21 protein-coding genes are annotated in these 24,685 nt (G+C 37.2%); 5 read left to right on the forward strand and 16 right to left on the reverse strand.

Going from position 1 to position 24,685, the window contains the following annotated elements; translation table 11 throughout:
* Positions 1–13: 13 nt before the first annotated feature.
* The 5 genes from BJ095_RS01440 to acsA form a co-directional block, all read right to left on the reverse strand.
* Positions 14–1,165 carry an acetylornithine transaminase gene (locus tag BJ095_RS01440; RefSeq protein WP_107935526.1) on the reverse strand — a complete coding sequence of 384 codons (1,152 nt, stop codon included), beginning with the start codon at positions 1,163–1,165 and terminating at the stop codon, positions 14–16.
* Between the two features lie 39 nt (positions 1,166–1,204).
* A complete protein-coding gene (argB, locus tag BJ095_RS01445) occupies positions 1,205–1,996 on the reverse strand; it encodes an acetylglutamate kinase (RefSeq protein WP_107935524.1) in 792 nt (263 codons plus the stop codon).
* A complete protein-coding gene (gene argJ / locus BJ095_RS01450) occupies positions 1,959–3,170 on the reverse strand; it encodes a bifunctional glutamate N-acetyltransferase/amino-acid acetyltransferase ArgJ (protein ID WP_107935555.1) in 1,212 nt (403 codons plus the stop codon). The genes argB and argJ overlap by 38 nt, the downstream gene beginning before the upstream one ends.
* 21 nt (positions 3,171–3,191) lie before the next feature.
* Positions 3,192–4,226, reverse strand: a complete 1,035-nt coding sequence (argC, locus tag BJ095_RS01455) for an N-acetyl-gamma-glutamyl-phosphate reductase (RefSeq protein ID WP_181417922.1) — start codon at positions 4,224–4,226, stop codon at positions 3,192–3,194.
* Positions 4,227–4,561: 335 nt separating this feature from the next.
* Positions 4,562–6,289 (reverse strand): acetate--CoA ligase, encoded by a 1,728-nt coding sequence (gene acsA, locus BJ095_RS01460; RefSeq protein WP_107935520.1) that lies wholly within the window; start codon positions 6,287–6,289, stop codon positions 4,562–4,564.
* A gap of 307 nt (positions 6,290–6,596) precedes the next feature.
* Here acsA and BJ095_RS01465 point away from each other — a divergent pair, with 307 nt between their 5' ends.
* From BJ095_RS01465 to BJ095_RS01475, 3 genes are read left to right on the forward strand one after another with little or no spacing between them, the layout of a single operon-like run.
* Positions 6,597–7,229, forward strand: a complete 633-nt coding sequence (locus BJ095_RS01465; RefSeq protein ID WP_107935518.1) for a GNAT family N-acetyltransferase — start codon at positions 6,597–6,599, stop codon at positions 7,227–7,229.
* A gap of 24 nt (positions 7,230–7,253) precedes the next feature.
* Positions 7,254–7,904, forward strand: a complete 651-nt coding sequence (locus tag BJ095_RS01470; RefSeq protein WP_107935553.1) for an acetoin utilization AcuB family protein — start codon at positions 7,254–7,256, stop codon at positions 7,902–7,904.
* Positions 7,901–9,058, forward strand: a complete 1,158-nt coding sequence (locus BJ095_RS01475) for an acetoin utilization protein AcuC (protein ID WP_107935516.1) — start codon at positions 7,901–7,903, stop codon at positions 9,056–9,058. Before BJ095_RS01470 ends, BJ095_RS01475 begins: the two co-directional genes overlap by 4 nt.
* 39 nt (positions 9,059–9,097) lie before the next feature.
* Here the strand turns inward: BJ095_RS01475 and ccpA are convergent, their stop codons facing one another.
* Both ccpA and BJ095_RS01485 read right to left on the reverse strand, forming a co-directional pair.
* On the reverse strand, positions 9,098–10,099 hold the full coding sequence (gene ccpA, locus BJ095_RS01480) for a catabolite control protein A (protein WP_107935515.1): 1,002 nt from the start codon (positions 10,097–10,099) through the stop codon (positions 9,098–9,100).
* Positions 10,100–10,279: 180 nt separating this feature from the next.
* A complete protein-coding gene (locus tag BJ095_RS01485) occupies positions 10,280–11,365 on the reverse strand; it encodes a bifunctional 3-deoxy-7-phosphoheptulonate synthase/chorismate mutase (protein WP_107935514.1) in 1,086 nt (361 codons plus the stop codon).
* 173 nt (positions 11,366–11,538) lie between these two features.
* On the opposite strand from BJ095_RS01485, the gene BJ095_RS01490 reads away from it, so the two are divergent.
* On the forward strand, positions 11,539–13,692 hold the full coding sequence (locus tag BJ095_RS01490; RefSeq protein WP_107935513.1) for a cell division protein FtsA: 2,154 nt from the start codon (positions 11,539–11,541) through the stop codon (positions 13,690–13,692).
* Between the two features lie 179 nt (positions 13,693–13,871).
* Here the strand turns inward: BJ095_RS01490 and BJ095_RS01495 are convergent, their stop codons facing one another.
* The 9 genes from BJ095_RS01495 to BJ095_RS01535 all read right to left on the reverse strand — a co-directional run bounded on the left by BJ095_RS01495 (position 13,872) and on the right by BJ095_RS01535 (position 24,079).
* On the reverse strand, positions 13,872–14,330 hold the full coding sequence (locus BJ095_RS01495) for a YtxH domain-containing protein (RefSeq protein ID WP_107935512.1): 459 nt from the start codon (positions 14,328–14,330) through the stop codon (positions 13,872–13,874).
* Positions 14,331–14,350: 20 nt separating this feature from the next.
* Complete coding sequence (locus tag BJ095_RS01500) at positions 14,351–14,833, reverse strand: DUF948 domain-containing protein (RefSeq protein WP_107935511.1); 483 nt, start codon at positions 14,831–14,833, stop codon at positions 14,351–14,353.
* Between the two features lie 90 nt (positions 14,834–14,923).
* Positions 14,924–16,240, reverse strand: coding sequence for a UDP-N-acetylmuramate--L-alanine ligase (murC, locus tag BJ095_RS01505; RefSeq protein ID WP_107935510.1), 1,317 nt, complete (start codon positions 16,238–16,240; stop codon positions 14,924–14,926).
* 279 nt (positions 16,241–16,519) lie between these two features.
* Positions 16,520–19,816 carry a DNA translocase FtsK gene (locus BJ095_RS01510; RefSeq protein WP_107935509.1) on the reverse strand — a complete coding sequence of 1,099 codons (3,297 nt, stop codon included), beginning with the start codon at positions 19,814–19,816 and terminating at the stop codon, positions 16,520–16,522.
* 297 nt (positions 19,817–20,113) lie between these two features.
* The gene (gene ytpR, locus BJ095_RS01515; protein ID WP_107935508.1) at positions 20,114–20,731 is read right to left on the reverse strand and encodes a YtpR family tRNA-binding protein; all 618 of its coding nucleotides are present in this window, start codon (positions 20,729–20,731) and stop codon (positions 20,114–20,116) included.
* A complete protein-coding gene (locus BJ095_RS01520; protein ID WP_107935507.1) occupies positions 20,728–21,543 on the reverse strand; it encodes a DUF1444 domain-containing protein in 816 nt (271 codons plus the stop codon). The genes ytpR and BJ095_RS01520 overlap by 4 nt, the downstream gene beginning before the upstream one ends.
* A gap of 158 nt (positions 21,544–21,701) precedes the next feature.
* The gene (locus BJ095_RS01525) at positions 21,702–22,229 is read right to left on the reverse strand and encodes a hypothetical protein (RefSeq protein WP_107935506.1); all 528 of its coding nucleotides are present in this window, start codon (positions 22,227–22,229) and stop codon (positions 21,702–21,704) included.
* A gap of 175 nt (positions 22,230–22,404) precedes the next feature.
* Positions 22,405–22,926, reverse strand: a complete 522-nt coding sequence (locus BJ095_RS01530) for a DUF84 family protein (protein WP_107935505.1) — start codon at positions 22,924–22,926, stop codon at positions 22,405–22,407.
* 76 nt (positions 22,927–23,002) lie between these two features.
* Positions 23,003–24,079, reverse strand: coding sequence for a M42 family metallopeptidase (locus BJ095_RS01535; protein ID WP_107935504.1), 1,077 nt, complete (start codon positions 24,077–24,079; stop codon positions 23,003–23,005).
* Positions 24,080–24,327: 248 nt separating this feature from the next.
* Between BJ095_RS01535 and BJ095_RS01540 the strand changes: the two genes are divergently transcribed.
* Positions 24,328–24,642 carry a hypothetical protein gene (locus tag BJ095_RS01540; protein WP_107935503.1) on the forward strand — a complete coding sequence of 105 codons (315 nt, stop codon included), beginning with the start codon at positions 24,328–24,330 and terminating at the stop codon, positions 24,640–24,642.
* The last annotated feature ends 43 nt before the right edge of the window (positions 24,643–24,685 follow it).

Below are 24,685 nucleotides of genomic sequence, written 5' to 3' on the forward strand. Positions count from 1 at the left end.
TAAAAAAGCTCAGTCATACGACTGGGCTTTTTTCTTCCACTAATAACTTTTTCAAAATTTCTACGGCTTCATCGATTTCTTGATTTGTTACCGTAAGAGGTGGCAATAATCGAAGAACCTGAGGCCCTGCTGCTACAAGTAATAACCCTTCCTTCTCAGCCTTTTCAACTAAAGCAGCTACATCCTTCCCACAATCAATGCCTAGTAATAATCCTTTTCCTCGAATTTCAAATTGCTCTTGTGGTAGTACTTCTTGTAATTTATTGATTAAATACTTAGATTTATCTTGAACTTCATTTAAGAAGGACTCGTTAAATACATGGTCAAGAACTGTCTGAGCTACAGAAACAGCCAAAGGATTTCCTCCATAAGTTGTTCCATGTGAACCTGGGCCAAATGTTTCATATAACTCGGCTGTTGCTAAAATCCCCCCAATTGGGAACCCACCACCCAAGCCCTTCGCCATTGACACTATGTCTGGTTTTAACTGTGTTTGCTCAAAAGCAAATTGAGTACCCGTTCGACCAATTCCTGTTTGAACCTCATCGACGATTAGCAATATATCATGATTTACACAGATTTCATTAATTGCCTGTGCAAATTCCTCTGTGACCTCGTGGATGCCCCCTTCACCTTGAATAATTTCAAGCATGATAGCACCCACAGTTTCATCAACAGCTTCTTTAAGTGCTTCTACGTCATTGAAAGGTAGATACGTAAATTGGTCTACTAAGGGGCCAAATCCTTTATGAATTTTTTCTTGCCCTGTGGCTGACATTGCACCAAAGGTTCTTCCATGGAAGGAGTTTTTGAAAGTAATGATATGGTGCTTCCCTGTATGCTTTCTCGCTAATTTAATAGCTGCTTCATTTGCCTCTGCTCCACTATTACAAAATAGTGCGTGTGCTAAATGATTATCCTTCACTAGGCTTTCTGCTAGAGCAACCTGACCAGGACTTTCAAACAAATTGCTGATATGCCATAGCTTTTCACTTTGCTCCTGTACTGTTTTAACTAGGGCTGGATGGGCATGGCCTAAGCAGCAAACAGCGATTCCACTTGTGAAATCGAGGTATTGTTTTCCATTTGAGTCTTTCACTATTGTCCCTTTTCCTTCAACAATACAAATTGGTCTTCTCGAATAGTTATTAAATAATGCATTCATATTACTAGCTCCTTTTTTTGTTAGTTGTAAGATACCTTACTAGCTTGGTGCTAGAGTTTCGTCAAGAGAAGGAACAATTACCGTTCCTACTAGTTGGTCGTTAACAATTTGCACAGATGGGATACCCGATTTTAATACCTGTATCGCTCCTTGAACCTTAGGAATCATACCACCATATATATGACCATGCTCAATCCATTGGTTGATGAGATTGGGATTGGCTTCTTCTTTGTATTCTCCATCAATACGTATACCTGAAACATCTGTTACAAGTAACAAGCTTTCTGCAGCCAGGGCTAATGCCACTTCACTAGCTATCGTATCTCCATTTATATTCAGTGCTTGCCCGTCAGCAGTTGCACCTACACAGGCAATAACAGGAACTATTTGGTTTTCACATAAAGTATTAATCAGCTGTGTATTCACACTTGTGACTTTTCCTACATAGCCATAGGTTTCTTTATCTAAAAACTCACTTTGCAGCAATTGGCCATCGAAGCCATTTAAACCTATTGCCGTAATTCCGGCTTGATTTAACTCGCCTACTAAAGCTGTATTCACCTTTCCGATTAAGGTAGTTTGTACGATGTTGATTGCCTCTTCGTTGGTTACACGAATGCCATTTAAAATCGAGGAACTTACATTTTGTTTTTCAAGCTCTTTATTAATAGCAGGGCCTCCACCATGAGTAATAATGATGTCATATCCCTCCTGCTGTAGATTTTTAAAATTGGAAAAGAAGGCTTTATTTAAGCCTTCTAATGTACTTCCCCCAAGCTTAATGACAATTTTCTTACGAGCGGTAGGAAGCGTTGATTTTAACGTAGTCATAAGTTAAATCGCACCCCCATGCTAATCCGTGTCCTTCACCCTGACCTAAAAAAACATAAATTTTCACCTCGTCTGCTTTTAAAATTTCAATCAATTCCTCCTCAGAGAAAGGTATTGGCTCCCCATCTTGAACCATTAACGCATTCCCGATTTTAATCGAAATTTTTTCTGGGTCTACTGTCGCACCACTATAGCCCACCGCTGCGATGATACGGCCCCAGTTTGCATCGTTTCCGAATACTGCCGTTTTGACAAGAGGTGACCCGACAACTGTTTTGGCAATTTTACGAGCTTCCTCATCACATAGAGCCCCAGATACCTCAACTTCAATTAGTTTCGTTGCCCCTTCACCATCACGAGCAATTGCTTTGGCTAGATCCTCAGCAACTAATTGTAAAGTGCTATAAAAACTATCCCAATCCGGATGTACAGGTGTTAAAGAGGCATTCCCCGCTAAGCCATTCGCCATGACAATTACGGTATCGTTGGTAGATGTGTCTCCATCTACCGTTATGGAATTAAATGTAACATTCGTTATATCCGATAGAGCTTTTTGTAGCACATCGGATTCTATATTTGCATCTGTAGTTATGAATCCGAGCATCGTTGCCATATTCGGCTCAATCATTCCAGAGCCTTTAGCAGTACCTGAAATGACTACCTCTTGACCATCGATAATCGTGCTATAGGAAGTGTTTTTCATCACTGTATCAGTAGTTAATATTGCTTGAGCAAAATCAATTCCATGCTCAGTTGTACTTCCTAATTCTAGCTTCTCAATGTTAGCTCGAATAGGCTCCATTTTCATGATTTCTCCAATTACACCTGTAGAAGCAACTCCTACTAAAGCTGGGTCTATTGCGAGCTTTTTTGCTGCCAAGCTTTGCATTTCATATGCATCTATCAGTCCTTGTTTACCGGTACAAGCATTGGCATTTCCCGAGTTTACAATCAAGGCCTGCATTTTACTAGCTTGATATACAACCTCTTTCGTAACTTTTAATGGTGCAGCTTGAACTGCATTTGTAGTAAAAACACCTGCAACACTCGCTGGAACCTCACTTACTAAAAGCGCTAAATCCTTCTTATTTTGCTTAATGCCGCAATGCATACCCCCTGCTGTAAAACCTCTAGGTGACACAATATTTTTGTTTGATATCTTTCTAATCTCCATTAAGCTCACTGTATTACCCCCTTAAATAAATAGCGGAATGACATCCAGACCTAGTGTTTGTGGTAAATCATTCTGTACATTCATATTTTGGATTGCTTGGCCTGCAGCCCCTTTAACCAAATTATCTATCACACTAACAATCGTAGCTCTGTTCGTTCTTTCATCTAATTGAACAAAGATATCGCAATAGTTCGAACCTTTTACACGGTTTGTTCCCAACGCGGAGGTATCTTGTATGACACGGACAAATGGATGATTTTTATATGTTTCTATTAAACAGTCATTCAGCTGTTTATTTGTAACGCCTGATAATACAGGTGCATAAGACGTCGCTAAAATCCCTCTTGTCATAGGCACTAAATGAGTATTAAAGGTAATTGACGTATCAACGTCAGCAAACATTGTAAGTGCCTGTTCGATTTCTGGAATATGCTGATGTTCATTTACTTTATAAATTGAGAAGTTTTCATTCATTTCACTAAAATGCGTTATTTGGGATGGTTTATTTCCAGCTCCAGAAACACCACTTTTAGCATCAATCACTAGGTAGCCAGGGTCGATTAATCGGTGTTTTAGGAGTGGTAAAATTGAAAGTAAAACTGCAGTTGGGTAACACCCGGGATTGGCTATTAAACTAGCTGATTTGATATTTTCCTCATTCCATTCAGTAAGTCCATAAACACTTTCTGCCACAATGGATTCAGGTGCCGGCTCTTTTTTGTACCACTTTTCATAAGAAGCTGACTCCTTTAAGCGATAGTCACCAGAAAGATCAATTAGCTTTGGACCTGCTCCAACTAATGGAGTAAGTAGTTTACTAGTTACACCTGAAGGAGTACTTGTAAATACAACATCAAAGCTACCTAGAGCTTCTGCATCAATTTTTTGTAATGGTGTATCGTGGATGGATAACAAATGACCGAATTTTGAAGAAAAAATTGCCCCCTCCTCAGAAGAAGTAAATAATTCGATTTTTTCAACCTCAGAATGATTGTGTAAGAAACGGATTAACTCTAATCCTCCATATCCTGTTGCCCCAATTATTCCAACTTTCAATGCTTTCACCCCTAAATTATGAAATTATGGCACGCGTCAAATCTTTTTAAGATTACTATTTTTATTTTGCAGATAACGAACTTTTCCGCTTTCAAATCTGCTAAGATAACGTAAGTATACTTATGCATAATTATTTAGTCAACTGTATTTTTATATATTATCTAAATTTTTCAACTCATAAGAAAAAGGGTACTTTCTCATCTATTTATGAGAGTACCCTTTAAGCGTTATTGTATAAATATTAATAATTTAATAAGAATTTATGAAGACTTCCAATTTACTTTTCTATAATAAGCTTTATATTCCCTAAAGTACTATCATTGATTTATTGGCTATTAATCTTCCATTGTTGATAAATCACCTGTTGGTAATTTTAGTTCCCATGCTTTTAATACACGACGCATAATTTTACCGCTTCTTGTTTTCGGAAGCTTGTCTTTAAATTCAATTTCTCTTGGAGCAGCATGGGCAGCTAAGCCAGTTTTAACAAAATTTCGAATGGATTCAGCTAATTCATCACTAGCCTCTACCCCTTCTCTTAAAGCAATAAATGCTTTAATAATTTCCCCACGTATTGGGTCTGGCTTACCAATTACTCCTGCTTCTACTACGTCAGGATGCTCAAGTAGTTTACTTTCTACTTCAAATGGACCAACACGTTCACCAGCAGTCATTATTACATCATCAACACGGCCCTGGAACCAGAAATAGCCATCCTCATCGACATAGGCTGAATCTCCTGTAACATACCATTCATCTTTTAGGAAATAGGATTGGAAGCGTTCAGGATTCCCCCAAATCTCGCGCATCATGGAAGGCCATCCTTTTCGAATTGCTAAGTTCCCCATTGTATATGGTGCAACCTCACTCCCCTCGTCATCTACAATTGTTGCGTAAATGCCTGGTACAGGCTTCCCCATTGAACCTGGTTTAATATCCATTGAAGGATAATTACAGATAACATGGCCACCTGTTTCAGTCATCCACCATGTGTCGTGAATTCTATGGTTAAGTGCTTCCATCCCCCATCTGATAACTTCCGGATTTAAGGGCTCTCCTACCGAAAGGATATGACGAAGGCTCGAAAGATCAAACTGCTCTATCACACTAGCACCAGCACCCATAAGCATTCTGAATGCTGTAGGCGCACTATACCAAACAGTAACACCGTATCTCTCAATTGCACCATACCAGCTTTCAGGACTAAAACGCCCACCAACTATTAAATTTGTAGCACCGTTTAGCCATGGACCAAAAATACCATAAGCAGTGCCTGTTACCCAGCCAGGATCAGCTGTACACCAAAAAATATCTTCTTCCTGCAAATCAAGCACCCATTGCGCAGTTTGATAGTGCTGAATCATTGCATTATGAACATGTAAAACACCTTTTGGAGCACCAGTTGAACCAGAAGTATAGTGAAGTAGCATACCATCCTCTCGATCAACCCACTCTATATCAAATAAACTTGAAGCTTCTTTAAATTTATTGGTAAAGTCCACAATCTTATCAGTTTCTTCGATTTGTTCCCCAACAACGAAGATTTTTTCTAAATATGGTAGCTTCTCTATTGGAACTCGATTTAATAGATTAGGAGTAGTTACTAATACTTTCGCTTCGCTATCCACTAACCGATCATAAACCGCTCCTTCCATAAATGCTTCAAATAAAGGACCTACAATAACCCCCATTTTAATAGCACCTAATAGAGAAAAATACAATTCAGGCGATCGCGGCATAAAAATAAATAAACGGTCACCTTTTTCTAAAGTAGTGTGTTCCATAAACATATTTGCGGCTTTGTTCGAAAAACGTTTCATATCATTGAACGTGTAGCTTTCTTTTCGTGACCCCTCATAGAAAAATAATGCTACTTTGTTTTTTCGAAAGCTTTCCGCATGACGGTCAATGGCTTCATAGGCAGCATTAACCTTCCCCGTCTCATGCCAACTAAAAGCCGTTTCTGTTTCTTTCCAATCGAAAGAAGCAGCCTTTTCATCATAGTTTTTCAAATGATGATTCCCACCTACAACAGCTAATCTGTCTGTAATTTTTATCCCCATAAAAATTACCCCTTTCAAATCAATTTCGCCTTTAAACAATTCCACAAGATAAGAGTGAGAAATTATGAAATATAACCAAAAAAAATGCTTTTACTCTTCTAACATCATACGCTAGGCGATATTTCTCAATCTAAAATACTAAGCGTAAGTATTAAAGAATGATACGTTTTATTTTACAATATTCTGAACATTTTGAGTAAAATATTTTAAATCTTATAACAATTCATGTATTTTTAACAAATAACAGCGATTTTGTGCATTATTTATCATATAATGTAAGCATCAAACTCATCTGGAGCGAAGTAGAATGAAACATATTAAAACCTTTTATTCCATGGAAATGGAAACGAGGCATGGGCAGGTAATAATAGAAGGTCCTGTGCCTCCCGAGCAGCTAGAAAAATATACTTTTCATGACGATTTAGTATCATTTAGACCCCCTTTGAAGCAACAGAAAGCCTTAGTGGAAATTGCCAAACTGGACGAAGGTCGGATAGTAATCATCCGAAATGGAGAAACCGTAGTGGGCTATGTAACTTATCTTTACCCTGACCCATTAGAGAGATGGTCTGAGGATCAAATAGAAAATATGATAGAGCTTGGTGCTATTGAAGTTATCCCTTCTTATCGTTCTGGTGGCGTTGCAAAAAAATTATTACAGCTGTCTTTCATGGATGAAGCTATGGAGAATTACTTAGTAATTACAACTGAATACTACTGGCACTGGGATTTAAAGGGTACAGGATTAAATGTCTGGGATTATCGCAAAATGATGGAACGACTTATGCAGAGTGTTGATTTTGTTTATTTCGCAACAGATGACCCAGAAATCACATCCCATCCGGCCAATTGCTTAATGGCAAGAGTCGGAAAGCGAGTGAATAATGATACAATGGAGCGCTTTGATCGTTTACGCTTTAAAAATCGCTTCATGTACTAACGTAAAGAGGTGGAAAACAACATGATGATAATTGAAGAAATTATGAATAAAGATGTCCATTCCTTAGCACCTACTAATACTGTTAAGGATGCTATCGTGCTCATGAGAGAGAAGAAAATTCGACATATACCCATTGTGGAGCAAACAGGAAAAGTAGTAGGCATTATTACTGCCCATGATTTAAAAAATATTTTACCGTCAACAATTAAGAGCGATTTAAATTTAACAACCTACGAAACACCACTTGAAAATATAATGGTGAAAAATCCATTAATCGGGCATCCGCTTGATTTTATAGAAGAGGTTGCCCTTACTCTCTATGACTCTAAAATCAGTAGTCTTCCGATAGTAACTGGAGGTAGATTAGTTGGGATTGTCACAACGACAGATTTACTTTATACATATATAGAGTTAACGGGGGCAAACAAGCCTTCCTCTAAAATTGATATAAGAGTAACTGATAAGCCAGGTATTCTTTCTGATATCACAGAGGTTTTTAAAATGCACCACGCTAATGTGTTAAGCGTACTGGTCTATCCAAGTACAAAAGATGAAGAAAGCAAGATTGTTAGTGTACGAGTACAAATCATAAATCCCTTATCCATCATTGAAGATTTGCGAAAACAAGGTTTTGATGTTTTATGGCCTAATTTACCTGGAGTTGATCTTTCATGAAAAATGCCGTTTTTATTTATTCACCAGAACAACTCGGATACAAGTTTTCAGATTCTCACCCATTTAACCATAAGCGATTACTTTTAACGATGGATTTACTAAAAAATATTAATGCCCTTAACGATGAGGATATTATTCCTGCTAGAGTTGCGACAGATGAAGAAATTGCATTAGGTCATGATGAGAAATATATCGAAATTGTGAAAAAAGCTGGCCATGGCTTATTAACACCAGAGCAAGGCGAAAATTACGGAATCGGAACAGAGGATACACCAATCTTTAGCAATATGCATGAAGCTAGCGCTTTACTAGTTGGAAGTACACTACAGGCAGTAGATTATGTGATGCAGGGTAAAAGTCGTCATGCACTGAATTTAGGTGGGGGTCTACATCATGGCTTCCAAGGTCGCGCTTCTGGATTTTGCATCTATAATGACAGTACAGTTGCCATTCGTTATATGCAAAAAAAATACAATGCCAGGGTTTTGTATATAGATACAGATGCACATCATGGCGATGGTGTTCAATGGGCTTTTTATGATGATCCTAATGTGTGTACACTTTCCATTCACGAAACTGGACGTTATCTGTTTCCCGGCACAGGGAATGTAACTGAACGCGGAAATGGACAAGGCTATGGAACATCCTTTAACTTCCCCATTGACGCTTTCACTGAGGATGAAAGCTATTTGGAAATCTATGAACAAGCAGTACGCGAGGTTTTTGAATACTTCAAGCCAGATGTTGTTATCACACAAAATGGGGCCGATGCTCATTACTTTGACCCACTTACTCATCTCTATGGAACAATGAAAATCTATCAAGAGATTCCGAGATTAGCCCATAAACTAGCACATGAATATTGCGGGGGAAAATGGATTGCTGTAGGTGGCGGCGGTTATGATATATGGCGGGTTGTACCACGAGCCTGGTCTTATATTTGGACTGAAATGAACGATTTACCTTTACCGACAGGACCACTTCCAAAAGCCTGGTTAGAAAAATGGCAGCCTGATTCCCCTGTGCCCTTGATTCCAACCTGGGAGGATCCTAGCCCTTTATATGATCCTATCCCACGTAAGCTAGAAATCGAGGAAAAAAATGCACAAATGCTTACAAAAGCTCTTCATATGATTCGAGCAGAAAAAAGATAGACAAAAGGCAGCTTCGTATTAGAAACGAGCTGCCTATTCTTATGATTTTACCGAGTTACGCTTTTCAATACGATACGGAATAACTACAGTTTGGTCTTCAATATTTTCTTTATTCATTAGTTTAGTAAGTAAACGCATTGCAACTGCTCCAATATCGTACAAAGGCAATACTACACTTGTTAGCTGTGGTCTTACCATTCGAGCAAGCTTGGAGTCCTCAAAGCTTATTACTTCAATCTCCTCAGGAACGTTCTTGCCGTTATCCTGTGCACCATGAATAAGTCCAATGGCTAATTCATCACTTCCAGCAAAAAATGCGGTAGGTGGCTGTTCAAGGTCGCTTAAAACGCCCCATGCTTCTAGACCACTATCATAAGTACCATCATCAGCTATTATCAGCTGTTCATCTATTTCAATATTTGCATCTGTTAATGCCTTCTTATAAGCCTCTAGCTTGAATTTAGAGTTAATAGTGTATGCAAGGGGGCCAGAAACAAAAGCTATTCTTTTATGACCGTTCCCTATTAACATTTGAACAGCTTGATAAGACGCCTGGAAATAATCAATATTCACGGAAGGAAACTGATTCGTTTCATCCACTGAGCCTGCAAGTACAATTGGTACAGGAGAGTGCTCCATTGACTGATGAAGCTTTGGTGTTACTGCATCACTCATCATTACGATACCATCTACTTGTTTTCCTAACATTGTATCTAGTAAATTCAATTCTTTGTCTTCGTTTTGGTCTGAGTTCGCTAAAATAATATTATAGCGATACATCGTAGCAATATCTTCTATTCCACGAGCTGCTTCTGCATAAATATTATTTGAAATATCTGGAATAATAACCCCTACTGTTGTAGTTTTTTTACTAGCTAATCCACGCGCTACAGCATTAGGTCGATATTCTAAGCGTTCAATAACTTCTAGCACTTTTTTTCTTGTAGCTGGTTTTACATTTTGGTTTCCGTTAACTACACGTGACACCGTCGCCATTGAAACATTTGCTTCACGTGCAACATCATAAATCGTTACAGTCAAAGGATAAGCCTCCTTTTAAGTCAAATTATTATTTTAATCATACGACAATTTCCATTTCTATTTCAATATAAACCGTATAATCTTCACAAACATTCAACATTTTCCTTTTTTCAACTTTATACAAAATTAAAAAGAAAGTCCAAAAGTATTTAAAAATACTTTTGAACTTTCTAGATTTATTTATGCTTTTAGCTCATATTGCTTCAGGAACTTTTGAATTTCGTTATAGAATGCATCGAATTCAGGAATATCCATTTGCTGCTGAGAATCTGAAAGTGCTACTGAAGGATCAGGATGTACTTCTGCCATCACTCCGTCAGCACCAATCGCGATTGCCGCCTTTGCACATGGTAATAGTAAATCACGTCTTCCAGTTGAATGTGTTACATCAACAAATACAGGTAAATGTGTTTCTTGTTTCAAGATTGGAACAGCTGAAATGTCTAAAGTATTACGAGTTGCTTTTTCATAAGTACGGATACCGCGCTCACAAAGCATGATGTTTTGATTTCCTTGAGACATTATATACTCTGCCGCATGAATGAATTCATCGATAGTTGCTGCTAAACCACGCTTTAAAAGAACAGGTTTATCTGTTGAACCTACAGCTTTTAATAGCTCGAAGTTTTGCATATTACGAGCACCGATTTGAATGACATCAATATAATCTAATGCTTCTTCAATGTGAGCTGGTGTTACGATTTCTGTAACAACTGCAAGCCCATACTCTTTTGAAATTTGTTTTAAGATTTTTAGACCCTCTAAGCCAAGGCCTTGGAAATCATATGGCGATGTACGTGGTTTGTATGCTCCCCCACGAATTAACTTCAATCCTTTTGCTTGAATTGAAGCTGCAACAGCTGCAACCTGTTCGTAGGATTCTACTGAACATGGACCGAATACGAATGTTGGACCACCTGCACCTACTGTTTCGCCATTTATTTCAACTACTGTATCATCTGTTTTTTTCTTACGTGATACTAGCAGCTCTTTTTTCTTATCTGCTTCTAGTTGTTTTAACGCTGTTTTAAAAATTTGTTTAAATATATAATCAACCGTCATTTGATTTAACGGACCTTTATTATGCTCTTTTAATAGGTTTAACATATGTCGTTCACGAAGAGGATCATATCGGTTAACACCTTGTTTCCCTTTGATTTTACCGATTTCATCCACAATCTCTGCTCGTTCATTAATTAAACGTAGAATTTCTATGTTTAATTCGTCAATTTGACTACGTAATGCTTCTAAGTTTTGCTCACTCATTTCTATTCTCCTCTCCTTGTCTTATCTACTCTTTAAGAACATCAAAATGTATGGTACATTTTAAGTTAATAATCATATTATAGTCAACAAATTTCAAATTGTCACGCTTTTTTCTTTAGCGATTCAACTCGCTAAAGTATATTAATCTATATCTAGAAAGGAAGCGGTTCCACTTGAGTTCAAAATTATTCGCCCTAGATATTGGCACCCGCTCAGTAGTCGGCATTATTTTAGAAGAGCAGAACGAACACTTTCATGTAATCGACATACTCATGAAAGAACATAAAGAGCGAGCTATGGTAGATGGACAAATACATAATGTGTTATATGTTGCAGATTTAATAAAAGAAATCAAAGGTGAACTCGAAGAAAAACACGGACCATTAAAAAAAGTAAGTGTTGCCGCTGCTGGACGAGCCTTAAAAACAGAACAAGCAAGCGTAACTGTTAATATAAAAAATCGTCCTATCTTTACCGAAGAAGATATTAGTCGGCTAGAGCTTCAGGCTGTTCAGCTTGCACAGGCAAAGCTACTCTCCTCCAAAGAGGACGAAAAATTAAATCACTATTATTGTGTTGGCTATTCCATCCTGTTTTATAGACTCGATGGTGAAGAAATCGGTAGTTTAGTAGATCAACAAGGAGACGAGGCAACAATTGAAGTTATCGCAACCTTTTTACCTCGCGTAGTTGTGGAATCCTTACTTGCTGCCTTAAAACGAGCTGACTTAGAAATGGAAGCTTTAACCCTAGAGCCGATAGCAGCCATTAATGTACTAATTCCACCATCTATGAGACGTTTGAATGTAGCGCTAGTGGATATTGGAGCAGGTACCTCTGATATTGCCATTACTGACAAAGGAACAATTGTTGCGTATGGCATGGTACCAACTGCTGGTGATGAAATAACTGAAGCCTTAAGTGATCATTATCTTCTAGATTTCCCTGTTGCTGAAATTACAAAAAGACAATTAACTTCCGAAGACGAAGTTGTTATCCAAGATATTCTCGGCTTTGAGCAATCTTATTCAAAAGATGAAGTGGTTCAAGCGATTCAGCCTTCGATTGAAGCACTAGCACAGGCTATAGGCAGTGAATTATTAAGATTAAATAATCAAGCTCCACCTAAAGCTGTGATGCTTGTTGGAGGTGGAAGTTTAACCCCTAATCTGCCAGTAGAACTAAGTAAGGCTTTAAATTTACCTGTAAATCGGGTTGCTGTTCGAGGAATTGATGCCATCCAAAATTTAACAAAGGAAGCATCTATACCTGCAACTCCAGAGCTAGTAACACCAATTGGCATTGCAATTGCTGCAAAGAAATCACCTATTCAGTATATGTCGGTAACTGTAAATGAACAGGTAGTAAGACTATTTGAACTAAAAGAAATGACTGTTGGCGATGCCTTTTTATCGGCTAATATTCGAGCAAAACAGCTTTATGGTAAACCAGGTCATGGCATTGCGATAACAGTAAATAACCAGGATATTTTTATACCAGGAGGGCATGGACATCCAGCAACGATTCTCGTAAATGGTGAGCCTGCTACTACCAAAACAGCTATAAAAAATAATGATGTTATTAGTTTAGTGGAAGGACAAAACGGTCATGATGCCAAAGCTACCGTTCGTGAGCTTGTGGACGATGCTTTGATTAAAAATGTAACTGTTCAAGGAGATTCTTTTAGAATCGAGCCGATTGTAAAAATAAACAATAAAGTTTGCTCACTTGAGCAAGAATTACAGGATCGAGACTCCCTTCAGGTAGAAACGATTGAAACGATAGCAGATCTATTTAAACATATTAAACAAGCAAATGCTTTACAAAAATTGCATTCATTCTTTTTAAATATCGATGGAAAACCTGTATTGTTCCCTGACTTCTCTTCAAGCCTATTATTGAATGATAAACCTTGTAAAATTACTTATCCATTTAAGAATGGTGACGCAATAGTGATAGCAGAGGCTGTACCACCGACCGTTGAGATGATAGCAAATAAGCTGGGGCTGGCTCTGGAGGAAAAGATTGTCGTCTCCTTCCAGCAGGAAACCCTGGAATTAAAAAAGGTGGCAAGAGAAGTGATGGTAAGTGGAGAGTCAGTCATGGCTTCATCAACAGTTGCAAACGGTGCTTCCCTTTCAATCATCGAGAAAGACACGAAGTCTTGGATTTATCAGGATATATTCCGATATTCAAATTGGCAATTACCAGTGAACTTTAAAGGGCAATTTACAATTTTACGAAATGGCGAGCCTTCTTCTTTCGATGCAGAGATTTTTGGCGGCGATCAGCTGGAGATTATTTTAACCGAACAAACGATACAATAGTAAAGCCTAAATGTGTCTTTCATTATTCAAATGAAAGGCACTTTTTTATACTGGAGCTCGAACGTTTGGAGGAGTATTTTACTTCTATAGGAGTAGAGTGCGCTATCAAAATTCGTTACCATTCCAAAAATAAAAACCCGGTAAAGAAAAACATAAAGTTTTTCCTCACCGGGCTTTTATTAAATTGAAGATGGTTTAGATTCTTCAGACATGTCGACACCCTCGTAAGTTTCGTTCTCTAATGGTTCTTCGCCTTCATATGAAACAGTGCCGTCATCGAATACTGTTGGAACCTTTGAGGCCTTATATTTCACTTTATCCACTAGCTGTGTTGACTGTTCTTTTAATTGGTTCGAAATTTGTACTGTTTTTTCTTTTGCTGTTGAAGATAATGTAGCACTTTTATCTTTTAATACTTCTGCCTGACTTACCACATCATTACGTAAGTCTCTGCCTGTTTTCGGTGCGAGTAATAAACCTGCAGCTGCTCCAACAATTCCACCCACTAATGCTCCAATAACAAAATCCTTCATGTTCACCGACTCCTCCTCGTAAATTGCGTCATTTCCTGTATAAACTTGAGGTAAATTTGGTAATTCATTTTTTACTTCGTTATAGTTTGGTTTTTCCCCTGACATTACTACCATCCCCTTTTGTTTTATCTGCGCTTGAATTTAGAAGATTTCTTGATGATATCTTCAGTAGCCTCATCTACGTCTGTCTGATCAATTGTTTTTCGCTGCTTCCATTTGTCAGCGATTTCCATAGCCACATTACCCCATTGAACTACCTGAGCTATTTTTTCTTCATTTTTACTTACTTCAGTTGTAATTGATGAAGTTATTTGGTTGATCGACGTATTTAAGCCATTTACCGAAACACCAATATTTTTTACTGCGTCTACTACACTGTTTAGCTTCTCTGATTTGTCTGCAATGTCTTCTGCAAGAGTATTAGTTTTCGCTAAAAGAGAGGTTGTCTCACGTGTAATCCCTTCCATTTGTCCTTCGATACCAGCAATTGTACCTGCAATGCTGTTCAAAGTATTTTTCAAGCCGAACAGGGTCATCCCAACACTAATACATAAAACTAAAAAACCGATTGCTGCAAGTAATGCTGCGATGTATAAAATGATTTCCATAAAAAAACCTCCTACGTCTACTACTTCCTATTATTCGACAAATCTATAGTGAATCCTTCTGTTTAGAAAAAACAGCCTAAACATAGGCGTTTAAGCTGTTTCTTCGTTACTTTTCAATACATTCTCAAATGCACTTTGATACTTATTAACATCTCCTGCACCCATAAATAAGAAAACAGCATCGGTATGTTCTTTCAAATGTACAATGTTATCAGTTTGAAGGACTCTACTATTTGTTATTAAGGCCTGTAAATCTTCAATCGAAAGAGCTCCTTGCTTTTCACGAGCTGAACCGAAGATATCACATAAATAAACTGCATCTGCCTGAGATAAGCTGTCAGCAAAATCTTTTAAAAATGCTGCAGTACGGCTGAATGTATGCGGTTGGAAGACAGCTATAACTTGTCGATCAGGATACTTCTGACGTGCTGATTGTATTGTTGCTCTTATTTCTGTTGGATGATGTGCGTAATCATCTACAAGAATACTATTCCCAATTTTCGTCTCCGTAAAACGTCTTTTTACACCACCATAGGTACGTAAGCGTTCTTGAATCAATTGAGCCGGAATTCCTTCATAATGACATAGCGAAATAACCGCAAGTGCATTTAGTATTGTATGGTCGCCATATAGAGGAATGAAGAACTTATCGTAATACTCATTACGTACATAAACCTCAAAAGTTGTACCCTCTGTTGATTTCTCAATATTTCTAGCTTCAAAATCATTATGAGAACCAAAACCATAATAAACTACAGGTACATTTGCTTGGATTTTTTGCAGATGCTCATCATCGCCACATGCAATAATCGCTTTGTTTACTTGTAATGCTAACTCCTGGAATGCTGAATATACATCATCAATTCCGGAGAAATAATCTGGATGGTCAAAATCAATATTTAGCATTACTGCATAGTCTGGGTGATAAGCTAAAAAGTGACGTCGATATTCACAAGCTTCCATAACAAAGAAGCTCGCATCTTCTTTACCAGAACCAGTTCCATCACCAATTAAAAAAGAAGTTGGCATAAAGCCTGCAATTACGTGACTCATTAGACCCGTAGTTGATGTCTTACCATGTGCACCAGTAATAGCGATGGATGTATAACGATTAATATAGTCCCCTAAAAACTTATGGTAACGAATCACTTCTACACCTAATTCTTTCGCACGTACGATTTCTGGGTGCTCATCAGGAAAAGCATTTCCTGCAATAACAGTCATGCCCTCTTTAATATTGTCAGCACTAAATGGCAATATCGTCATATCTCGCTCTCTAAGCGGTTTTTCTGTAAAATAGTACGTCTCGTAATCAGAGCCCTGAACCAGTTCTCCTGAATCAAATAAAATTTGAGCCAATGAACTCATGCCTGAACCTTTAATTCCTGTAAAATGATAAAATGTCATATTAAAACCTCCCGGGATACATAGCTCCCAATGAATGAACGTTTGTAATTTAAGTTAGTTTGTGCCAATTTAACAAAACTTACCCCATTATAGCACTATTTTTAATAAAGAATATTGTAAAAATATCTTTATTTATCTACCTATTCACTCATTTATTCGTATTTTTATATTTAGTCTAGAAAATTTAGCGAGTGCACATGTTTTCATAGCATTAAACACACTCGCTTATTGGAATTATTTTACTTTATCTTGCAAAAAAATGAGAGGGACTCCCCCTCATTACTCAAACATTGTTGTTAGATCAGAGTCTGTAATATATACCTCTCTCGGCTTACTTCCTCTTGGCTCTGAAACAAAGCCCTGACTTTCTAACATATCAATTAAACGTGCTGCACGATTATAACCGATATGGTATTTTCTTTGAATCGAAGAAGTGGAAGCAGAACCCTGTTCATGAACAAATCGGCAAACCTCTTCGAATAACTCATCCTGTTCTTCAATCATTTCTGTTTTTTTCAATAATTCATCTTGTTGGAAGAAATAATCTGGTTCTCCCTGTGCTCTTACATGCTCGATAATTTCTTCAATTTCATCATCTGTTACAAATGTACCCTGCAGACGAATTGGATCACTCATTCCATTACCTAAGTAGAGCATATCCCCTCTTCCGAGTAATCTTTCTGCACCTTGACTATCAATAATCGTACGTGAATCAATCTGTGAAGAAACTGCAAATGCAATACGAGTCGGGATATTGGATTTAATGAGACCAGTAATAACATCAACAGATGGTCGTTGAGTAGCTACAATTAAGTGAATACCACAAGCTCTAGCTTTTTGGGCAATTCGACAAATTGCTTCCTCGACGTCAGCTGGTGACATCATCATTAAATCTGCCAGCTCATCGATAACGATTAGAATATAAGGTAATTTGTGTCCAAACTCACCTTTTGACTCGGCTAATTTGTTATATCTTGGCAAGTCTCGAACACCTACATGAGCAAATAATTGATAGCGTCTTTCCATTTCCTCTACTGCCCATTTTAATGCTGCTGTTGCTGCCTTCACATCACTAATAACAGGACTAACTAAATGTGGAATATTATTAAATGGTGCAAGTTCAACCATTTTCGGGTCGATTAGCATTAGCTTTAATTCATTTGGATCAGCTTTATACAATAAGCTAATTAATATTGAGTTAATACATACTGATTTCCCCGAGCCTGTTGCCCCTGCAATTAAACCATGTGGCATTTTTCGCAAATCAATTGTGACAGGCTTACCAGTTAAATCTAGACCTAAAGCAGCTTCCAGAGGTGACTCAGAGTCTTTAAAGGAATCACTGCATGTAACTTCAGATAATTGCACAGCTCTTGAAATACGATTTGGTATTTCAATACCGATTGTACTTTTACCTGGAATCGGTGCTTGAATACGGATATCCTTTGCTGCTAAAGCAAGCTTTAAATCATCAGACAGATTTCGAATCTTACTTACTTTAGTTCCATGACCTACTGTTATCTCAAATTGTGTAACGGCTGGCCCCTGTGTAATGGCCTCCACCTGTGCTGTTACTTGGAAATAGGATAACGACTCAACTAAAATATCTGCCTGTGATTCTAACCACTCACGATCTTCTGTTTTTTCTTCTGGTGGAGATAAATAATCCAAAGAAGGCTTCACATAAATCTTCGGTGGCGCTTTCACCTCTTTACTAGTTACAGCAGTTTCTTTAGGCGTTTCCTTATTCTCTTCTTGTAAGGACACAGTTTCAGGAGATTGAATCACAAGAGTTTCTTCTTGAACCATTTCTTCCTGCATGACAATTGGTCCATGATCTTGCTTTTCTACAATAAGCTCTGGCAACGGAGCTAAATCCTCAGAACTCACATGCTGCTCTTGCTTTTCATGTGGTTCTTCAGTCGTAGTTGTCTGCCTATACATTTTGTTATTATCATCATTATGTTGAAGCATTTGTTTTTGTGCTAATTTGGCCGCATATTTTTCTTTGTCAGATTTCAGCATTAACACATTAAAAGGTATTTTACTGCCTTTAGATTGCAGTTCCTCCAGCTTTTGTTCTTGGTTTTCACCAGTTAGATTTTCAACTTCGTATTCAATTGGCTCGGTTACTCCGTTAACAACCTCAAATTCTTCAGGATGTGTCATAAGGGCGTCTTCTTGCCCACCTTGTAATTCAGTGTCTTCCTCAATCTCACTATCACTCAAGGCAATAGAAACTAACCTCTGTACCTGTGCACTTTGGACTGGATATTGGATCGTTTCTTTCTTATAGTCTACCTCTAAAGGTGACATATTCTTTGGTTCTTCATATAGCACCATCGAATTATCAACTTTTTCAGCTTGTACTGTATCAGAAATCTCACTGTAGATTTCAGTCTCTAAATCATACTGGGCCGATTCTGTTTCTTCATAAGAGTGTTCTGTTTCAAAATATTCTTCACGTTGCTGCTCCAGCAAATCATGTTCAGCAGATTTTTGTGCTTCAGCTTGTTCCATCTCATAAACTTGAACTGGCACTTTTCCAATTTCAAGAGGCTCTTCTTCATATACTGTCACAGCAGCTTCATTGTACATTTGTGCTTGCTGGTCAGCTTGCACTGGCTGGACACTTGCTGTATTTCTCTCTTTTGAAAAGCTTACCTCGTCAACAGCCTCAGCTAAAATCGGAAACTCTTCTACTTTTTCATATAATTCTTCTTTTGGGACGTTTGGTTTTTCTTCGACTTCATCCTCTATTTCAATGAAGCTAGTAAATGGAACTTGTGTAGGCGCTGTGTAGCTTACCTCTTGCTCTAAATTTAAACTCTGTTCATTTCTTTTCGAGTCCTCTGAAAGCACAGCTGCTACTCTCTGTTCATACTGTACATCATCTTTGGTATCTAAAATTACTTTACTCTCAATAAGATCATTCTCTTGTTCAATTGACTTTGACTCTGTCTTTTCCTGTTTCTTTGAAAGCAACTCGTCTATTTTACTAGGTTTTTTAAAGCCATAAACAGGCGAAGGGACCTGTGTTGGGACAAATCTATGTTTTGGAACGAGCGGATCTTCTTGTTCAACCGGATTTTTCTGTACAGGAGCTGTATTTCTATAATCCTTTTTAATAGAATCAGATGGTTTTACCTTTTCAATACGCCTTAATTTGGTAGATTCCTGACGATTGATAACGTTCGAATGCCCTTTAATCCGTTGGCGTTTTTCTAGTAAATCTCTTATCCCTGAAACTTCAACGTCGTACACTTTAGAAATCGCATTAGGTTGGTAAAAATACTTCATTTCTCTTTTCGACTCTTCAAATTTACTTGTAATTCGATTGTGAGAATCGTTATTAGCTGACCGAGATGACTCAATAGGTGATTCCATGTCTCCATCAGCGATGATCGGAAATTTAAAGCTCTTTTTCTTATTTTGATTTTCATCGTTCAATTGATTTTGATCTTCAGCATTTTTATTTGTAGTGGTTATTTCATCTTCGTATACTTCTTCATAAAATTCTTCGTCATCTATATCACTATCAAATAGTTTATTAATTTGTTTTTTAAACCAATTCATCATTTATCACTCTTTTCTATCAGCATAGCTATTTTATTATAAAGTAATTATATGTAAGTAGGCACTATTATTTAACTAATGATTCCAATTTCATAAGGAATTTCGTGCCATTTTACATTTGGTTTAACCAAATTATTCAAAAACTAGCTTTGAAGGTAAATAATATAAATCTACCTTAACAAGCAAAATCATATCATAATTACATTTCAATAAGATAACAATGTTAAAACATTTCTATGAAAAGAAAAAGAGGATACCTCAATTTTATGAGATATCCTCTAATAATTCATATATTTATTATAGATTTGATGGAATTTCGAAAGGAGAGCCTACTGCTGCATCTCCATCTAATACTAAAATTCCTTTAGCAGATGGAGCATTCGGGATTGCCAATTCTCTTGCTGAACAAAGCATTCCGCTAGAAGCTACACCACGTAATTCAGAATCCTTAATAACTAATCCTGAAGGCATTACGGCACCGATTTTAGCAACAACTACTTTTTGTCCTGCCTCAACATTTGGTGCACCACAAACGATTTGTAATACTTCATCCCCAACATTTACTTTACAAATGTTTAGCTTATCTGCATTTGGATGTTTTTCTTTTTCTTCAACATATCCGATTACAAATTTAGGTGAGAAGTCAACATCTAAAGAAAGAGTTACATCGTTAGCTGTTAATGCAGCTTCAATTTTTTCTACGATTTCAGGTGTTACCTCTACATTTCCTTGTGCTTCTAAATCGATATATTTGCTCGCATTAAAGATATTGAAAGCTTTAACTTCCCCTGTTGCTTGCTCCTTTAAAATAGCGATATCGCCAACCTTTTCTACCTCAGTGTTAACGATTTTCTCCGTTGCTAGTTGGACTAATAGTACGTCCCCTACAAAAGGCTTGTTATAAGCTACGATCATTTTTCATCTTGCTCCTTTTCCACTCTGTTTTTTGCCAATATAAAGATTGGTTCTAACTCGCCTTTTTCATAGACAAATGATAAGGATGTAATTGGGACTGCACCTACAGAAAAGAAATGCATCGTCATTTGTGCTAATACATCATACCCTACTTCATTGCGTATATCACCAATAATTAACACATCTTGATGAGGAACTGATACGGTCATATCCCCCTCAATATTACTTTCCATTTCTTTTAGAAATGCTTCATTTAAAATACGGCTAGCATCATAACCATCGTTTTGATTTAAGAAATAAAAGATATTACCTGCAACCTCATCTCTTTTCGTGCCGGTAGGTAGCTTTCTTACAGCAAAACGAGCTGCCTCTCTTACTTGATTTGCGCTCACCTTTAATTTTTCAAGCATTGACTCATCAATCAATCGGTAAGTGGTTCCCAAATCCAACGCGTAGTAAATGCGTGTTTCTGCTGTATGATCAGCTGTTAAAAATGGAGAGCCTTCGTTTGATTGTAATGGAAAAGAAGTTGAACGAATTACTGGATAAACGGAAGATAAATCATGAAATCCTTCTGTACGTTCTTTTTCCATGGCAGAGAAGGTTTGTTGAATAGTATAGACAACTTCATCTATGGCTTTCTCTTTCAATGTTTGGTATTTGGATATAATCTCTGGAAGGGAGATATCCATCCCACGGTTTAAAGTCTTATGATTAAGTCGTAAAGTATCTTTTTCTTTATCGAATTTATACTCAAAGATATCCAAGCCTAAACGACTCTTTAATTGTTCTACAAGTTCTTTTGATTTCATCTGCTCACATCCTTTCTAATTACCAAGAGGTATGTAATTAAATTCGTGCTTATTATCACTTAACAAAAATAAACGGCTCACGCAAAGTGAACCGTAAAAATAATCTTATCCTATTGTATCAAAATACTCTATTTCTAGTCGATTAGTTTGTTCGCTACTTATTCTTTTTCTTCTGCAATTTTAACAGAACGAACAATCGTCATCATATCTACAAGCTTCTGGTCGATGTTTTTATCTTCAGAAATCGTAGACATCTTAACCCCACCACTACTAACAATCAGTTCAAATTGTTCCTTATCATACTCTCGTACTGCACTAAAGCCAAATGCCCCATCAAATTCAACAGTCTCTTCTTTGATGATTTTTTTTGAGGAATCATTTTTTAATAATTCATAATGTAAATTACTATCTTCCTTCTCATAATAATTCACAAAAAGAATATAGCTTTCCTTGCCTTTAGTAATAATTAAATTATTCAGGTCTTCGCTTTCTTCAACATTAAAACCTGTAGGAACATATAATTCTATCTTACCAATTGTTTTATTTGATTGTTGAGGGTTTTCTTCAAAAACTGTTTGAGCACTTGCTACACCTGTATCAATTTGCTCTTCAACGGTTTTTCCACAGCCTGTTAATGTCACTAATAGAACACTAGCAGTAGCAGCTAGAAACCATTTTCGTTTCATATGTACGCCTCACTTTCTATTCAACTATTTATTTTAAATGATAAATAGGTACCGATGCAACTCAATTATAATTAGTAATATTTTCATAGAGACTGATAGCCAGGAGAGTACTAAGCCTTATCACCAAGAAATTTAGCGATAGGAATAGTTAGACTTATGCTAGGGGCAGCAAGATTTATACATCTCTATTAGCAAACAAATATTGGCCAATGAGCAATTTCACTATATGCTCGAACATTTCAGTACGATCGATCAGACCCGCTGTAAACACTCCTACAGCACCTGAACTTGATCTAGTATCTTGTTGTTTTGTATAAATGTCCATCACTGGCCCTAATTCTTTACCTGCACGCAACTCAGCTGCAATCTCTTCTGGTAACAAAAATTGTGCCCCTGCAGCTGAGATAACAGTTCCGTCCTTTAAAGCAACTGCTCCCCAATTTGTACAATACATTTGATTTTTAATTTCCTGCACTCCGCCCTCAAGACCAAAATTCAGATCTGCCTTAGCTTGTTCCAACGTATTTAGCGCACGATTAATCGCTCCTTGTCTCGTTTCTTCACTCGAAAAGGGTTGTTCAGATACGTTAGATGAAACCCCTACTTGAATATATTGAACATCCTCAAAATAACTGTTTATGATATTTTGAATGGCTGCTGTCTTTGCTCTATTTTTTGTACCGATTGCTACTAACAATTTTGTTCATCTCCTAATTTTAAACGCTTCTCCAGCAAAAAAGATGCCAAAACGGCACCTTTTCCTTTAACCAATTTTAACCATTATTAATGATTGTATCCACAGTGCTTCTATCAAGCGTTCTTACAAGCTTAACAAGTAGCTCCTTTGCTGCAGCATAATCATCAACATGAATAATAGATGCGGAAGTGTGAATATAACGAGAGCAGATTCCAATAACTGTACTTGGGATTCCTTCGTTTTGCGTATGCACTTTACCAGCGTCTGTTCCACCTTGAGAGACAAAATACTGATATGGAATATCATTTGTTTCAGCAGTATCTAATATAAATTCACGAAGGCCTCTATGTGTTACCATAGTTGGATCATAGATACGAAGAAGCGTCCCTTTACCTAATTGGCCAAATTGTGTTTTATCACCAGTTGTATCATTCGCCGCTGAAGCATCTAAAGCAAAGAATATATCTGGTTTAATCATTGTAGCTGACACTTGTGCACCACGTAAGCCAACCTCTTCCATCACATTTGCACCTGAGTATAGATGATTGCTTACTTTTTCGTCCTTAAGCTCTTTTAATAATTCGATTGCCAAACCACAGCCATATCGGTTATCCCATGCTTTTGCCATAATCTTTTTTGGATCTGCCATTGGTGTAAATGGACAAACTGGAATAATTGACTGACCAGGACGAATTCCCATTTCTAGGGCATGCTGTTTACTATCAGCACCAACATCAATCAGCATATCTTTAATTTCCATTGCACCCTTGTTATCTGTTCCTCTAAGTAAATGCGGAGGAATCGATGCAATGACCCCAGGAATCTCGTTTTCTTTCGCGTAAACTGTTACTCTTTGCGCTTGTAAGACCTGGTTTGACCAACCACCTAATGTTTGGAATTGAAGCATTCCATTCTCAGTAATGTTTTTTACCATGAACGCTACTTCATCCATATGACCGGCAACTAAAATTTTAGGAGCATTCTCATCTACTGCTTTTCTTACTCCAAAAATTCCACCTAGATTATCTTGAATAATTTCATCAGAGTATTTTTCTAATTCGCCGCGCATAAACTTACGCACTGCATGCTCGTTACCAGGAGCACCAGGTAATTCAGTTAATGTTTTAAATAATTGTAATGTTTCAGTATTCATACAGAACACTCCCTATTTAGTTAGATACGATTCTATTTTAACATAAAGTGAAATAATATTTCGCTAGTCGAATTGAAATTAAGGAGAATTTTTCAAATCTTTTTATTTATTTCTTTTTAAAGCATGGGCTGATATTTTGCTTTTATCCATTAATAATTTTAAGAAGATTCACTATTTCCCACTGTGTCGGACAAGACTTCTTTTCTAAATAATGTTAAAATGGTTAATAGTTCAAAGGAGGATGACAAATGAAATTAAGAGATTTTTTAATAGGCGTGGCTACAGGTTTAGCTGCCGCAATCATCATTAAAGAAACTTCTGAAAGAATTTCACCTTTTGTACCTGCCAATCAAGTTTTAGACAATGTAAAAGATGAATTTAAAAAGGAAACACCAATTGATGGTTCTTGGATTTATATGAAAACCGAGGATTTTAACAATGGCGTTATGACCATTCCCGTATATCGAGGCGGTATTACACGCATGAACAACGGTGAAATGGAAACATTCGAGTTTGCAGCAGATGCTAGATCTGGTGTAGTAATTGATTTAGTAAAGTCATAATTTGGTATTATAAAAAGCTGTTCGATTACATGCTAATCGAACA

Source organism: Ureibacillus chungkukjangi, assembly GCF_003217295.1.
Taxonomy (GTDB): domain Bacteria; phylum Bacillota; class Bacilli; order Bacillales_A; family Planococcaceae; genus Ureibacillus; species Ureibacillus chungkukjangi.